This is a genomic window from Croceitalea vernalis (assembly GCF_031846405.1).
Lineage (GTDB): Bacteria > Bacteroidota > Bacteroidia > Flavobacteriales > Flavobacteriaceae > Croceitalea > Croceitalea vernalis.
Map to the genome: position 1 here is coordinate 186,389 of NZ_JAVRHU010000003.1, position 14,350 is coordinate 200,738.

The 14,350-nt window shown below is 35.5% G+C and carries 14 protein-coding genes; 1 reads left to right on the forward strand and 13 read right to left on the reverse strand.

The window, feature by feature from the left end:
* The first annotated feature begins 125 nt into the window (after positions 1-125).
* The gene (locus RM520_RS11275; RefSeq protein ID WP_311388077.1) at positions 126-320 is read left to right on the forward strand and encodes a hypothetical protein; all 195 of its coding nucleotides are present in this window, start codon (positions 126-128) and stop codon (positions 318-320) included.
* Here the strand turns inward: RM520_RS11275 and pyrF are convergent.
* The 13 genes from pyrF to RM520_RS11340 all read right to left on the reverse strand — a co-directional run bounded on the left by pyrF (position 312) and on the right by RM520_RS11340 (position 14,336).
* Entirely contained in the window at positions 312-1,133 is an 822-nt protein-coding gene (gene pyrF, locus RM520_RS11280) for an orotidine-5'-phosphate decarboxylase (protein ID WP_311388078.1), read from the reverse strand. The two genes, RM520_RS11275 and pyrF, sit on opposite strands and share 9 nt — an antisense overlap.
* Entirely contained in the window at positions 1,133-2,209 is a 1,077-nt protein-coding gene (prfA, locus tag RM520_RS11285; RefSeq protein WP_311385807.1) for a peptide chain release factor 1, read from the reverse strand. The genes pyrF and prfA overlap by 1 nt, the downstream gene beginning before the upstream one ends.
* A gap of 64 nt (positions 2,210-2,273) precedes the next feature.
* Positions 2,274-3,539: a DUF3570 domain-containing protein gene (locus RM520_RS11290; protein WP_432264898.1), complete on the reverse strand. Its 1,266-nt coding sequence runs from the start codon at positions 3,537-3,539 to the stop codon at positions 2,274-2,276.
* 95 nt (positions 3,540-3,634) lie between these two features.
* Positions 3,635-3,844 (reverse strand): DUF4266 domain-containing protein, encoded by a 210-nt coding sequence (locus tag RM520_RS11295; RefSeq protein ID WP_311388080.1) that lies wholly within the window; start codon positions 3,842-3,844, stop codon positions 3,635-3,637.
* A 10-nt stretch (positions 3,845-3,854) separates the two neighbouring features.
* Positions 3,855-4,847 carry an FAD:protein FMN transferase gene (locus RM520_RS11300; RefSeq protein ID WP_311385810.1) on the reverse strand — a complete coding sequence of 331 codons (993 nt, stop codon included), beginning with the start codon at positions 4,845-4,847 and terminating at the stop codon, positions 3,855-3,857.
* Positions 4,844-5,284: a thioredoxin family protein gene (locus RM520_RS11305; RefSeq protein ID WP_311388081.1), complete on the reverse strand. Its 441-nt coding sequence runs from the start codon at positions 5,282-5,284 to the stop codon at positions 4,844-4,846. The genes RM520_RS11300 and RM520_RS11305 overlap by 4 nt, the downstream gene beginning before the upstream one ends.
* A gap of 14 nt (positions 5,285-5,298) precedes the next feature.
* Complete coding sequence (locus tag RM520_RS11310; RefSeq protein ID WP_311385812.1) at positions 5,299-5,733, reverse strand: QcrA and Rieske domain-containing protein; 435 nt, start codon at positions 5,731-5,733, stop codon at positions 5,299-5,301.
* Positions 5,734-5,781: 48 nt separating this feature from the next.
* Positions 5,782-6,960 (reverse strand): AIR synthase related protein, encoded by a 1,179-nt coding sequence (locus RM520_RS11315; protein WP_311388082.1) that lies wholly within the window; start codon positions 6,958-6,960, stop codon positions 5,782-5,784.
* 109 nt (positions 6,961-7,069) lie between these two features.
* On the reverse strand, positions 7,070-7,951 hold the full coding sequence (locus tag RM520_RS11320) for a hypothetical protein (protein ID WP_311388083.1): 882 nt from the start codon (positions 7,949-7,951) through the stop codon (positions 7,070-7,072).
* Between the two features lie 93 nt (positions 7,952-8,044).
* Positions 8,045-8,419, reverse strand: a complete 375-nt coding sequence (locus tag RM520_RS11325) for a cupin domain-containing protein (RefSeq protein WP_311388084.1) — start codon at positions 8,417-8,419, stop codon at positions 8,045-8,047.
* A 148-nt stretch (positions 8,420-8,567) separates the two neighbouring features.
* On the reverse strand, positions 8,568-10,958 hold the full coding sequence (locus tag RM520_RS11330) for a penicillin acylase family protein (protein WP_311388085.1): 2,391 nt from the start codon (positions 10,956-10,958) through the stop codon (positions 8,568-8,570).
* 107 nt (positions 10,959-11,065) lie between these two features.
* Positions 11,066-12,058 (reverse strand): serine/threonine dehydratase, encoded by a 993-nt coding sequence (locus RM520_RS11335; protein ID WP_311388086.1) that lies wholly within the window; start codon positions 12,056-12,058, stop codon positions 11,066-11,068.
* Between the two features lie 100 nt (positions 12,059-12,158).
* Entirely contained in the window at positions 12,159-14,336 is a 2,178-nt protein-coding gene (locus RM520_RS11340) for a glutamine synthetase III family protein (protein ID WP_311388281.1), read from the reverse strand.
* Between the last annotated feature and the right edge of the window lie 14 nt (positions 14,337-14,350).

Sequence of the window (14,350 nt, forward strand, 5' to 3'; positions counted from 1 at the left end):
TATAGCAGAATGCTAATTAAGAGTTAAAATTAGACAAACTGCCTGATTTTTAGACGTGTAGACTGATTACCATACATCCAAAAATTCGTTTTGAACGTATCTTTGGTATAACAAATCTTTTAAGAATGGAAAATCAGTATTGCAGGGTTGGGGCAGTTACACCAATCACAAGTGGAAGTCATGCTATAGCTATTTTAGAGCACAGATATCAACATTTTTTAGAAAAAGCATCAAGTATTGGGAATATCGATACGAGATTAGCAGAATTTTTTGAATCAAAAGCTCAGAGCATTAAAAATACGCTTGAAAGTCTACTTTAGTTTATCAAGTTCTATTTTCATTTCAAGTTGTATTTTTTTTGCTTGTTCTTTAGCTGAGCTCGCATAATGCTCATCTGATGAGGCATAAATTATCCCTCTACTTGAATTGACTAACAAGCCTATATTTTCGGTTATACCGAACTTACATACATCTTGCAAGTCACCTCCTTGTGCACCTACACCAGGAACTAATAAAAAGCTCTCAGGTATTATTTTTCGAATATCCTTCAAATATTCAGCTTTTGTTGCTCCAACCACATACATTAAATTTTGAGGGTTTTCATAAGTTTTTGAAGTACTCAAAACCATTTTATAAAGTTCTTGACCATCAACTTTTTTGGTTTGAAAATCAAAAGCACCAACATTTGATGTAAGAGCTAATATTATAGTATGCTTGTCTTTAAAAGCCAAAAACGGCTCAACAGAATCTTTACCCATGTAAGGCGCTATAGTGATAGAATCAAAGTTTAATTCCTCAAAAAAAGCTTTTGCATATCTCGTCGAAGTGTTTCCTATATCGCCTCGTTTTGCATCAGCAATAGTAAACTGTTCGGGGTAATGGGTATTTAAATAATCAATAGTTTTTTCTAAAGATTTCCAACCTTTTATACCATAAGCCTCATAAAAAGCAATATTTGGTTTATAAGCAACACAGAATTCTTGTGTGGCCTCAATAATTGCCTTATTAAACTCAAAAATGGGATCTTCTTCTTTTAATAAATGTGATGGTAATTTTTCTAAATCAGTATCCAACCCTACACAAAGAAAAGATTGTTTCTTTCTAATTTGATTAATTAGTGCTTCCGTTTTCATTAAAATATCTCTGAGGCTTCTTTTAGTTTCTCTGTATTCTCCACCAACATGAGCTCATCAATAATCTTTTGAACGTCACCATTTATAATATTTTGTAAATCATACAAAGTAAGTCCAATTCTATGGTCTGTAACTCTGCCTTGAGGATAATTATAGGTTCTAATTTTTGCTGAACGGTCACCACTGCTTACTTGTGAATTTCTTTTAGCCGCATCGGCTTCTTGTTTTTTAGCCAATTCCAAATCGTACAATCTAGAACGAAGAACCTTAAAAGCTTTTTCCTTGTTTTTGTGTTGCGATTTTTGATCTTGACATTGCGCAACGAGTCCGGTTGGAACATGAGTTAGTCTAACAGCCGAATAGGTAGTATTTACAGATTGCCCCCCAGGTCCTGATGAACAGAAAAAATCAATTCGAACATCTTTTGGGTCAATTTGAACATCAAACTCTTCTGCCTCTGGTATCACCATAACCGTTGCCGCGCTAGTGTGAACACGACCTTGTGTTTCAGTCTGTGGCACTCGTTGTACACGATGCACTCCTGCTTCAAACTTTAAAGTTCCGTAAACATCTTCACCAGTAACCTCAAAATGAATTTCTTTATAACCTCCACTAGTCCCCTCACTTAGGTCCATGATATTGGTTTTCCAACCTTTTGACTCACAATACTTAGCATACATGCGATACAGGTCACCTGCAAAAATGCTTGCTTCGTCACCACCTGTGCCTGCTCGCACTTCCATCACCACATTCTTCTCATCTTCTGGGTCTTTTGGTATTAGTAGTAATTTTATTTCCTCTTCTAATTTGGGTATAGCCTCCTTTGCTTCATCAAGTTGCATCTTGGCCATTTCAACCATTTCAGTATCGCTTCCGTCAGCAATTATTTCTTCTGCCTCAGCTAAATTATTAGTTAGTGTTATGTAGTCATCACGTCTGTCACAAAGAATTTTAAGGTCTTTATATTCCTTATTCAATTTAACATAACGCTTTTGGTCAGCAATGATATCTGGTTGAATAATAAGGTCAGAAACCTCATCAAATCGTTGCTTTACAATATTCAATTTATCAAGCATATTTCAATCGTCGTATAGTTCAGCGAATTTACGATTTTTAAAAGACACTATTTTGAGCATTGAGTTAATCGATGATAAAAGTAGTTCCTAAAGTAATTATTGAGGCATTTAAACCATTACTCCGATTGTAATAACTATAGCGCAGATCTACAGTTTTAAGACCAAAAAGCAAGAGTTTGGTTTTAGTAAAAATATCTTTGTATTGTATGCCGAAACCATATTGATTCGCGCTGTATTCTGACAAGTCAAAATCTGAAGTGTAATATTCAAAGGTTGATTGTGCAACCTCTTTAGCATAAAAATAATCAGCAGCTGTTTGGGTATAATATCGGTAAGTAGGATATAAAGTGAAAGTGTCATTCAACTTAATCGGCGCCTCAAGATTGAAGGTGTGAGCCGTAATACCCCAATCATCAAAATATAAACGATAATAAGACCTTAAAACTAATAAGTCATTAGCAAAATAATTTAAACGTGCACCAATAGGTAATTTTAACCTATTTTCTGGTAATCGTTCAACATCATCCGCTAATTGAAAATCTTCAATAAAAAAATCATCAACATCACCAAAATAAACACGTTGAAAAGGTGTGCTCAACAAACCATTCTGTGTAACTATATCAATGGACAAGGAACCTTGTAAACGCTTACTTAGTATTTGCGAAATATTCAAGGAAGCGGAATACGAGTTTCTACCTTCTTTGTCAAACCTATTAAATGTAGGGTTATAACCAACTATATTTCCTTCAAAACCACCTCTTAATTCTACTGGGTATTGCGGATTCCATCCATCCAGAAATGCCTGAACATTAATAGAAACTTCAGTGTTCTTTTCGTTAAAAAGGTATGCGTATGAACCCCCGAAGCCAATAGAAAAGTAATCATATTCATTTGATACATATGCCTTAGCACTCCAAACCTTATTACGGTCATCAGAGCTATGCGTATAACTTGGATTAAAGTAAGCCAAAACATCACTTTTAGAAGCTCCAGAAGAGGCACTAAAAGGGTTTGCTAAACCACCACCATCGAAAGGATTAACGTTACTGGATGAGGCTGAGGTATAAGCGGAAACACCAACATCAACTGTCAATACATCATCGTCATTTAAAGGTAACTTCAGAACTAATGAGGAAGTAGCATCAGTCAGCTCTTCTGTTCCTTCACCCCCACTTACAGCCGCGTTCTGACCATCTTGACTGTAATAACTAAACAACATTTCTAATTCACCAGCTTCTAAAACACGTTTTTTATAGTCCGTGTCTGTTTGCTGTCCAGAACTTGAGCAAAAAACAAATAGCAAGGGTATAAGGAAAAGTTTATTCAAAATACACAGTTATAATTATTCTTAAATAATTGACCAAAAAATGAAAAGACTAAACTAAATCAGAAAATTTATCCTTCTATCAATTGTAAATTTGGGATTTAGTTACACCCGCATCCACCGCCAGATTTACCTCCATTGGCCCCTGAAGCCGCTTCTCGGTAAATTTGAAAATTTGTTTCAAATCTATCCATCCCTTTTAAACTCAATTGCATTTCGGCATCATTGATATAAACCTTTTCATACTCTTTTAGCACTACGCAAGAGCTACAAGCAATCAAAATCAAAAATAGTAGTATCAATTTTTTCATTTTTCTAAGTCTATTTTGAAGAATCAAAAATGATTCCTGAACTCTTATTTATCTCATTATTTTCATCAATAACTACCACATCAACACCAGGTAGTTGATTAATCATATGAATACCACTGTCTCTGCCCATGATAAAAACTGCGGTAGCCAAAGCATCACACAATTCTGCTTTTTTAGCGAAAACAGTAACGCTTTTAACTCCTTTTGTTGGATAACCAGTTCGCGGATCAATAATGTGCGAATACTTTTCGTCATTTATTACAACATATTTCTCGTAACTACCTGATGTAGCAACCGATGATTCAATTACCGGAAGCCAAGAAAACATTTTCTTTGTATCTAAAGGATTGGTAATACCCACCATCCATTTTTCTCCGGTGTTTTTGGTTCCCCATGTAGTTAAATCTCCAGACGCATTAATTATACCTCCTAATACGCCTTTCGAAATTAATAACGCTTTGGTTTTATCTGCTGCATATCCTTTTCCAATCGCACCAAAACCCAACTTCATTCCAACTTTTCTTAAAAATACGGTAGAATTCTCTTTATCTAAATCAATATCATTGTAGTTAATTTTACTTATTGACTTATCTATTTCTTCTTTTGAAGGCAACTTTTTCATCTCGCCATTAAACCTCCAAATTCTATCCAAAGAAGCATAAGAAATATCAAAAGCTCCATCTGTGATTTTAGATATTTTTTTCGATCTTTCGATTAATTCAAAAAGTTCTGTACTCACCTTTACCGGTTGCAATCCGGCATTTTTGTTTATTTGTGAAGTTTCAGAATTGGAGTCCCATGAAGAAATTATTTTTTCAATTCTTTTGATTTCAGCAATTGCTTCGTCAATATTTATATAGCCGATATCTTCATTTTGGGCTACCACCGTAATTTCAAATCGAGTGCCCATTAATTTTAAAACTCTAGATACTGTAACTAGGTCTTCTTGGGCCATGCTCGAAAACGAGATAATCAAGAAAAAGAATATTGGATACAATCTCATTCAATAAAAGAATTAAGCAACCTAATATACGCCTTTGGTTCCTTTCTTTTATATCCGGTCGTACCTAAAATCGATTCATCTTGGTTTAAGACAACAACCAAAGGAAAATAACCTTTAGGGTTATACCTTTTAGCAAGCTCACCATTCTGTAAAGCTAAATCCGTCTTTAGTTTGTTGGCTTTCTTTCTAGGAAAATCAGCTTTATAAAGCACATAGTTCTCTTTAGAAAAGTTCTTAAATTCTTCGGATTGCCAAATCTGATTGTCTAAAAGAATACATGGCGCACACCAGTCTGAACCTGCAAAAACGAGGATTATGGGTTTGTTCTCTTCTTTTGATTTTATTAATGCGTTGTTATAACTCGTTTCCCAGTTTTGAGCAACTAAAAAGATAGGAAAGAATAATACCGTTAATGGTATTCTTTTTATCATTTTCATAGTAATGGAGTTACTTATTCAAAAATCCTTAGAATGTCGCCATTTAATTCTGTATTGAAGACTTTCAAAGGGTTACTAGTAATTGTGTTCAAGGGTGTTCCTGTTTGAGAGAACCTAGACCCATGAGTACTACATCTAAAAATACCACCATCATCAGAAATAAAACGCACTTCTTCAGTTTGTTGATGGCTACATACTTGACTTGCGGCTACTAATTCTCCTTCTAAATTACGTGCGATTACCACAAAATTCTTTAATATAAAACCACCATTAGTGGCAAGAGGTGCTGCTTCAGTGTCAGTTAAATTAACCGTAAAATCCACTCCTGTTGGAACTGGAAATACTTCTAAATCTTCTTCAGCATCTGAAGAACATGAATGTAAACAAGGGAATGTTACTGCAAAGGCTGCTCCTGCTCCTATCGTTTTTAAAAATTTTTTTCTTTCCATAGCATTGGGGTTTATAAAAAGAACGGAGTTTTATGCTTAATCGTATGCCTAATAATGGAATGTTCCAAAATCACTTTCAATAGTAAGTTTTTTGTTTTCAGATGCTTCTACACGACCTATAATTTGAGCATCAACACTAAAACTTTCAGATATAGCAATAATATCTTTTGTAATTTTCTCATCGACGTATAACTCTAATCGATGACCACAATTAAATACCTGGTACATCTCTTTCCAATCCGTACCAGATTGCTCTTGTATTAGTTTGAATAGTGGCGGGATTTCAAATAGGTTGTCTTTTATGATATGTAATTCATCAATGAAATGTAAAATCTTTGTTTGTGCACCACCACTACAATGCACCATTCCATGAATATCACTTGAATTATATTTTTCTAATAATTTTTTAACGATAGGCGCATAAGTTCTTGTTGGTGACAATACTAATTTACCGGCATCTACAGGTGAATTTTCAATAGAATCGGTTAATGAAGTGTGACCTGAATAAACTAGTTCCGAAGGTACAGCAGCATCAAAACTTTCCGGGTACTTTTCTGCTAGGTATTTTGAAAATACATCGTGACGTGCAGAAGTCAATCCATTACTACCCATACCACCGTTATATTCATTCTCATAACTTGCTTGCCCAAATGATGATAAACCAACAATAACATCACCAGCTTTAATATTAGCATTATCAATAACCTGGCTTCTCTTCAAGCGCGCAGTAACCGTAGAATCTACAATGATTGTACGAACCAAATCACCTACGTCCGCCGTTTCACCGCCCGTAGAATGAATCGTCATTCCGTGAGATTTCAAATCTTCTATTAATTCTTCAGTCCCATTGATTATGGCAGATATAACTTCACCCGGAATCAAATTTTTATTACGACCTATAGTAGAAGAAAGCATGATATTATCGACAGCACCAACACAAATAAGGTCATCAACATTCATAATAAGAGCATCCTGAGCAATTCCTTTCCAAACAGATAAATCACCAGTTTCTTTCCAATACATGTAAGCTAAAGAAGATTTAGTACCAGCACCATCTGCATGCATGACCAAACAATGCTCTTCACTATTGGTCAAATAATCAGGTACTATTTTACAGAACGCTTGAGGAAATAAGCCCTTGTCTATATTTTTGATAGCATTGTGCACATCTTCTTTTGATGCGGAAACGCCGCGTTGTGCATATCTTTTACTGGTATCTGAAGACATTAATTTGGTGTTTGGGCAAAAATAAGAAATCGATTGGTAGAAGATTAAACAAAGAAGTTAGAAGTTGTCAATAGGTTGTGAACGCCTATATTTGATACTTATACTATACTTACAATTTGTAAAAAGTATAAGTTCGAGACCAACTTACGCTTTGCTTTGGATGTAATGCAATTTCAAAAAACAATTCAGGGCTAATAACATGTTTACAACCCCAAACATTAACTTTTGAAGTTTTAAAATCACCTACTTCTTTAATACCTATATTTAATTTGCTGTTTTCTAACTTCCAGCTTGCCGGAACTTTCTTCTTGCCATTGAGATAACTAAAAAAGAATACTTCATTTGGTGTTTTTGAAAAACCCAATTGGTCATTTTTAAACTGAACAAAATTTTCCGGATTAACGTTTTCATCAAATTGGCCACTATCTAGTTCGAAAGGTAATACCAACCTATAGTCATTACTCATTAATTCCTTATTAAAAGCCAAAAAATTATGATTATACTCGGTAGTTTTTATAGTTTTATCACCTATGTTCTCTAGCCAATAATTTATTCGAAAACCAGTTTCAAGCAACTGAATCTCTTTCTTGAGAATATACTGATAACCATGAACCAATTCAGAACTACATTCCAGATTAATGCTATCAGTTGATTTTTGGATAGAAAAATTAAGAGTTTTTACCTTGTAGTTATTTACAAAAGAATAACTATCGTCCTCTTTATTTAATAAGCCCACTCCTATTTTATGAAACCATTCACCTTTTTTAGCCTCATCAAAACCCAAAGGTGAATCTATTCCAAACTCATTAAAAAAACCTCGACCATTATGGTGTTGGTAGGCAGCTTTGGGTGTTTCAGTAATCCCAAAAGTCACATTTTCAAAATTAACTTCAATAATTTTACCACTCCAATCAAACCGAGTTTCCCGATAATTTTCATGAGGTAAATCAATTAAAATTTCGAGGTTTTTATTCTTTAATATATGAGGCATACTAGATTTAAACGGACTTAATTTTAAGAGCCAAAATTACTATGCTCTTAAAACTATAATCAAAAGAGATAATTATTTACCTTAAACTATTTCTTAGTCTTTATCTCCGAAATAAGAAACCTCTCCGCCATTTAGAAAATCTTCTCTTACAGGACTAAAAGTATCAATCAGCATTCCTTCCTCTAAACAAACAGCACTATGCAATAAGTTCGGCTCAATGTAAACCCCATCACCAGCTTCAACAATCTGTTTAACTCCATCAATTTCAAATTCAAACTTACCAGACACACAATAAGTTGCTTGGGTATGAAAATGTTGGTGTGGAGCACCTAAGGCGCCTTTTTCAAAATTTACTTGCACCATCATAATTTGATTATCATAGCCTAAGAATTTTCTTGATACTCCTCCTCCAAGATTTTCCCATTCCATGTCTTTTGTGATGATGTACTTTTCGCTAAATCTCTGCATTTCGCTTACTATTTTGTTTTGTTGTTAGTAAAATAAAATTAACCACGGCAAGATAATTAATTTCAAAGTTTTAGAACCCTAAGGAATTTAAGCTTTCTGTTAGATTATTCTACCTTAATTGTTATTCTGTTCGAGGTTTGGAATGACTTTAATTCTTCAAAATCTTTATGTCTACCGCTACTGAATCTATTTTATCTCGTGAATAATAGACCGGAAAGTAATTGTCATTTGCCCAAGGTTCAAATAAATTGTCATAGAATGGACTTTCTGGATTTCCCGATTGACCTGGACCATTTGTTCCAATAGCGGCATCCCAATCACCAGTATTCACAATCATGCGAAAAGATGCTCCACTACTTTGTTTTAAATTACCTCCGGTAGAACCCGGTGTATAGGCATTACCACCTCTAGGCAAGGGACCTAAATTGAGCTTGTTTTTAATAGAATCATGAGAAACAGCACTCAAGGCATGTTCCATGTAAGTATGTTTATTATTTTCTTGCCCATACTGCCATTGTTTGATATCTGATCCTAGATTTTTCTCAAGGTCTTCAATTGCATTACTAAAAGCCGTAGCTAAAAATTGATTTCTGCTTAATATTGAGTTTGCTCCAAACTTATCACCTGGTTCAACCAACCAATCTACAATACGTTTCATTTGTATAGAAGAAATAATACTCTTAGCCTCTACTGGTATAAATTGTTCATCAGCTAAAGCTTTCAGCTGATTTTCCCATGCAACATAAATAGCTGCCGCTATTGAATTGGATTTAAGCTTATAATCCCAACCTTCTAGTTCTTCCATTGCCGCTGAAGCTTTTCCGTCAAAAACAATTCCTTGCAACATTGGAACCAAAATGCGGGCAGGTATAGAAAGATAATCTGTTTGCAACGCTTTCATATCTTCCATAGTCATTTTCTTTTCAGATTCCAACACTTCGTTCACCCGGTCACCTCGATAGGGGTCTGACCACGAGAAACCTATTGCATCCCAATGTTTATAATCTTCGGGAGTTACATTTTGGTTCGCTGTTGCTATAAAACCAGTTTCTGGATTATAACTATTCGGTTTATCAACAATAGGCAAATAACCGTCCCATTCGTAACGACCATCGCCCGGTACAGGAACCAAACCACTAAAATTTCTTCTAATTGGTGCTATACCAACCGCTTGCCAACCAATATTTCCTTCTTTATCTGCCCATATCATATTTTCTCCGGGAATATGACTGTAGTTACAGGCCTCTCTAAATTCTTCCCAGGTTTTAGCCTGGTCCATTCTTAAAGAAGCCAAGTAAGGAGATCCTCCCGGTTCTAGCCAAGCACATTTAACAGCATAAGCTACATGATTTTCTTTGTCGATATAAGTAACAGGGCCATGATGGGTATAAGAAAGCTTAACAATAGTATCGTTTTGATCTTTTATTTTAATCGTTTCAGAAATATACTCCATGTCTTTCCACTTACCCTTGTATTTGTATTGGTTTGAATTTTCAGGGTTCAATTCATAAACATATAAATCTTCCCCATCTGTTCTAAAAACAGTCAAACCCCATGAACCATATTCATTGTGGCCAATAGAAATACCCGGTATTTCTGGTTCACCGCCCCCTATTACGTTCCAGCCTGGTGCCACCAAATGTGCCATATATCTTAGCGACGGAACAGCTATTGTTCTATGAGGATCATTAGCCATATATGTATTAACATCTTCCATTAATTCGCCTTTAACAACCCAATTATTACTCCCTATGGCTAAAGAATCATCCTTACCATTAAAAAGTGATGATACCGCTTCCATTTCCATATCATTTTGATAGGCTAGCACCACATCTCCTTTTTGAAATTTAACCGATTTGCGATAAGCGTTGTACAAGCCTAAAATATCATCAGAGAGCAAATCAGTATTGATTTTGGAGTCTATCTTAAGATTAGGGTCCTTAGGGTGTAGCCAATACAACTCTTTAACTTTTTCTTCACCTACAGCAGCAACTGCACGGCCAATTTGTAGTTCTTGACCAATATTACCTAAAAGCCCTTGATGCCTAGAAATAACTACTTCAGGAGTCCATTTTTGAGGTTCAATACCTAATATTTTGAATTCAAGTGGAAGATTTTCAGGCGTTTTTAATATGGCATCAATATAAGCATTAACTCCATTGGTATAGGCGGTAATGATCTCTACTCCGTCATCATGATAATGATTCATTTCTGTAGTCATATCACCTCTAAACTTAAAAAGACGCGTACCAATATCACGATTGAGTTCTCGTTCTCCAAGAATTTCGGCTACCGTGCCGGTTGCCTGTCTTCTCCAAATCTCAAATTGAAAAAGACGGTCTTCTGCAGCCGCATATCCTTGAGCAAAAAAGAGATCCTGTTGGTTCTTAGCATATATATGGTTGATACCCCATTTATCTCTAATTATTTCAACAGATTCTTGCAGGCCTTCAATAGTTAGTTCATTTTTCACCTTGGTTTGGTCTTGCTTACAAGAAAATAAAAGAACTATTGTTAAGAAGAAAAAAATATGTTTCATAGATCAGGATTTTACGGCATACAACAATTATAAATCGGTATTGGCAAATTTTTACATTTTATGTCATTCAATTCTTTTTTGAAAGGGGATTAAACTGTTAGCGATTATTACAGGAATAATTTGGGCTTTTGGGTCAAATAATCTTTCTTCCATATTTTTTGAGTTGTTGGTTGGTCTACATTACCCCCAGAAATCACCATCAATACCTTTTGTTTTGACTTTTGAGTTTGCAACCAACGTCGAATAGCTTCCATAGGCATAGCACATGTCGGTTCTATTCTGCATTTTAATAAATGTGTTAGCCATTGCGTCCAATACACCAAGTATTCTTCTTCAATTTCATAAAAACCATCTAACTGTTTTAAATACTCAAAAGTAATATCACCGACAGCCATAGTCATAGCACCGTCGGCCATAGTATCTGGCACCCCAGGCAAACGTTGAATACTTCCTTTTCTTAGAGACTCAGCCGCATCATTAGCATTTAACGGTTCTACACCGAACATTTTGGCTTGTGGTGTGAGACCACGTGTAGCGATTAATGAACCAGAAGTGAGCCCACCGCCACCACAAGGTGTAAAAACGGCGTCTATATGACCTAATTCTGATAATGCTTCATAAGCTGCTGTACCCTGACCACAAATTACCTGTTCATGATTAAAGGGGGGAATCCAATAAGTGCCTTCTTGTTTTGCTGCTTCGGCGACCCTAGCATCGGTAATATCTCGAGTTTCACTCAACACGACCTCAGCACCATAATCTTTGGTAGCCTGCACTTTTACTTTAGAAGAATAGGCCGCCATAAATATAGTTGCAGGGATATTAAATTGCCTCGCTGCATAAGCTACTGCCTGTGCATGATTACCTGAACTATTTGCCACAATATGATTTGGCTTGCGACCATTTTCTAGTAACCAAGCTAAAGTATTTACTCCTCCCCTAGCTTTAAAAGCTCCTATTTTTTGAAAGTTCTCTGCCTTAAAATAAATTATATGACCAAGCCATTCATTTAATAACGATGATGTCAGAATTGGGGTTTCTATAATGTATGGGGTAATACGTTTTTTTGCAGCTTGAATATCTTTTAGTGTCAAATTCATTACAGTAAATTATGGAAAAAAGATTTGTTCGCTAAACCCTTTAGTTCTTTCTCTTATATTAATATATAAACTCCGACTTTTAGTTGGCGTTAACGATGCTTTATTTTGTAAAAAGCAATTCACGGTATTTCGTTAGTGGCCATAGTTCATCTGCCACTAACTGTTCAAGAGCATCAGCATGCTCTCTAATCTGATCTAAATATGGTTTAACATCATCACAATACGACTGTGCCTTCTTTGCTATAGAAGTTGCTTTGTCAGATTTGATTTTAGCCTGTGTCATCAAATCAGCCAATTTTTTAGCTGCAACCATATGCTCTGCCATTTTCTCTAAAATATTCAATTGTGGTTCGGTCAGTTTTTTATGCGCTGCACCATAAACATCTTTCAAACCAGCGATATTTTCAAGTAACAAATTTTGATATTTTAAGGTGGCGGGTACAATGTAATTGTAAACCAATTCGTTTAAAATACTGCTCTCAATTTGTAGATGAAATATATAGTTGTCGAGTTCAACTTCTTGATGTGCAACTAATTCCTTATCATTCATGACCTTTGTTGCTTCAAAAAGGGCGAGACTGTCTTTTGAGGTCAGTACCTGAATAGCCTTAGGTGTATTTTTATTATTACTTAATTTTCTTTTTCGTGCCTCTGTGTCCCAATCTTTACTATAACCATCGCCATCAAAACGGATGCGCTTAGAAGTTTTAATATATTCCCGTAAGACATTAAATACAGCCTCATCTTTTTTAAGATTCTTCTTATCTATTAGAGCATCAACTTCCTTTTTAAAATCCACTAACTGTTTTGCAACAATGGTGTTTAAAACCGTCATTGGTTTGGCACAATTCATTTTGGACCCAACACCGCGCATTTCAAATTTATTTCCTGTAAAGGCAAAAGGAGAGGTTCTATTTCTATCTGTATTATCTAGTAATATTTCAGGAATCTTACCAACTACATTAAGCTTCAACTCTGTCTTTTCTTCAGGTGATAGTTTACCTTTAGAAACGCCCTCTAAATCATCTAAAACATCACTTAATTGTTTACCCACGAAAATGGAAAAAATTGCGGGCGGTGCTTCATTTGCTCCTAAACGATGATCATTACTTGCCGAGGCAATTGAAGATCGTAACAATTCTTCATAAGTATCAACTGCTTTAATTGTATTGATAAAAAAAGTTAAAAACTGTAGATTCTTCATTGGCGTAGAACCTGGGCTTAATAAATTAACCCCAGTATCAGTGGCGAGAGACCAGTTGTTATGTTTACCTGATCCATTAATTCCTGCGAAAGGTTTCTCATGAAAAAGGACTTTAAAACCATGTTTGTCTGCGATTTCGTCCATAACATCCATCAACAATAAATTATGATCAACAGATAAGTTCGCCTCTTCAAAAACTGGTGCAAGTTCAAACTGGTTTGGAGCTACTTCATTATGTCTTGTTTTTACAGGAATCCCTAAAAGCATACATTGCTTCTCTAAGGCACTCATAAAACTAAGCACCCTATTAGGAATAACACCAAAATAATGATCATCTAATTGCTGTCCTTTAGCAGCTGAACTGCCGACTAAAGTACGTCCTGTCATTAAAATATCAGGTCTTGACTGAGCAAGTGCTTTATCGATTAAAAAATACTCTTGTTCCCAACCCAAAGTTGCATGAACTTTGCGAACATTTTTATCAAAGTATTGTGCAACACCAGTTGCCGCCTCATCGACTGCATGCAATGCACGCAATAATGGTGCTTTATTGTCTAAAGCTTCACCTGTATAAGAAACAAATATGGTGGGGATACAAAGCGTGGTTTTATATACAAAAGCTGGCGAAGTCGGATCCCAAGCAGTATACCCTCTTGCTTCAAAAGTATTTCGAATTCCACCACTTGGAAAACTAGATGCATCAGGTTCTTGTTGTACTAATTGCCCTCCTCCAAACTTTTCAATTCCTCGACCATCAGGCATTAAATCAAAAAAGGCATCATGCTTTTCAGCGGTGGCACCGGTTAAAGGTTGAAACCAATGCGTATAATGTGTCGCACCCATTGATAAAGCCCAGGCTTTCATTCCTTCAGCAACTTGGTCTGCAATTTTTCTGTCAATTTTATTCCCAGAAAAAATAGCAGCTTGCACCTTACTATATGCCTCATTTGTAAGGAATTGCAACATTTTACTGTTATTGAAAACGTTTTTTGCGAATAAATCAGAACGTTTTTCTAACTCTTCAATACGTACTGATTCTCTATTATGGCTTTTGGCTAATGCTTCAAATCTCATCATGATCTCTTCCT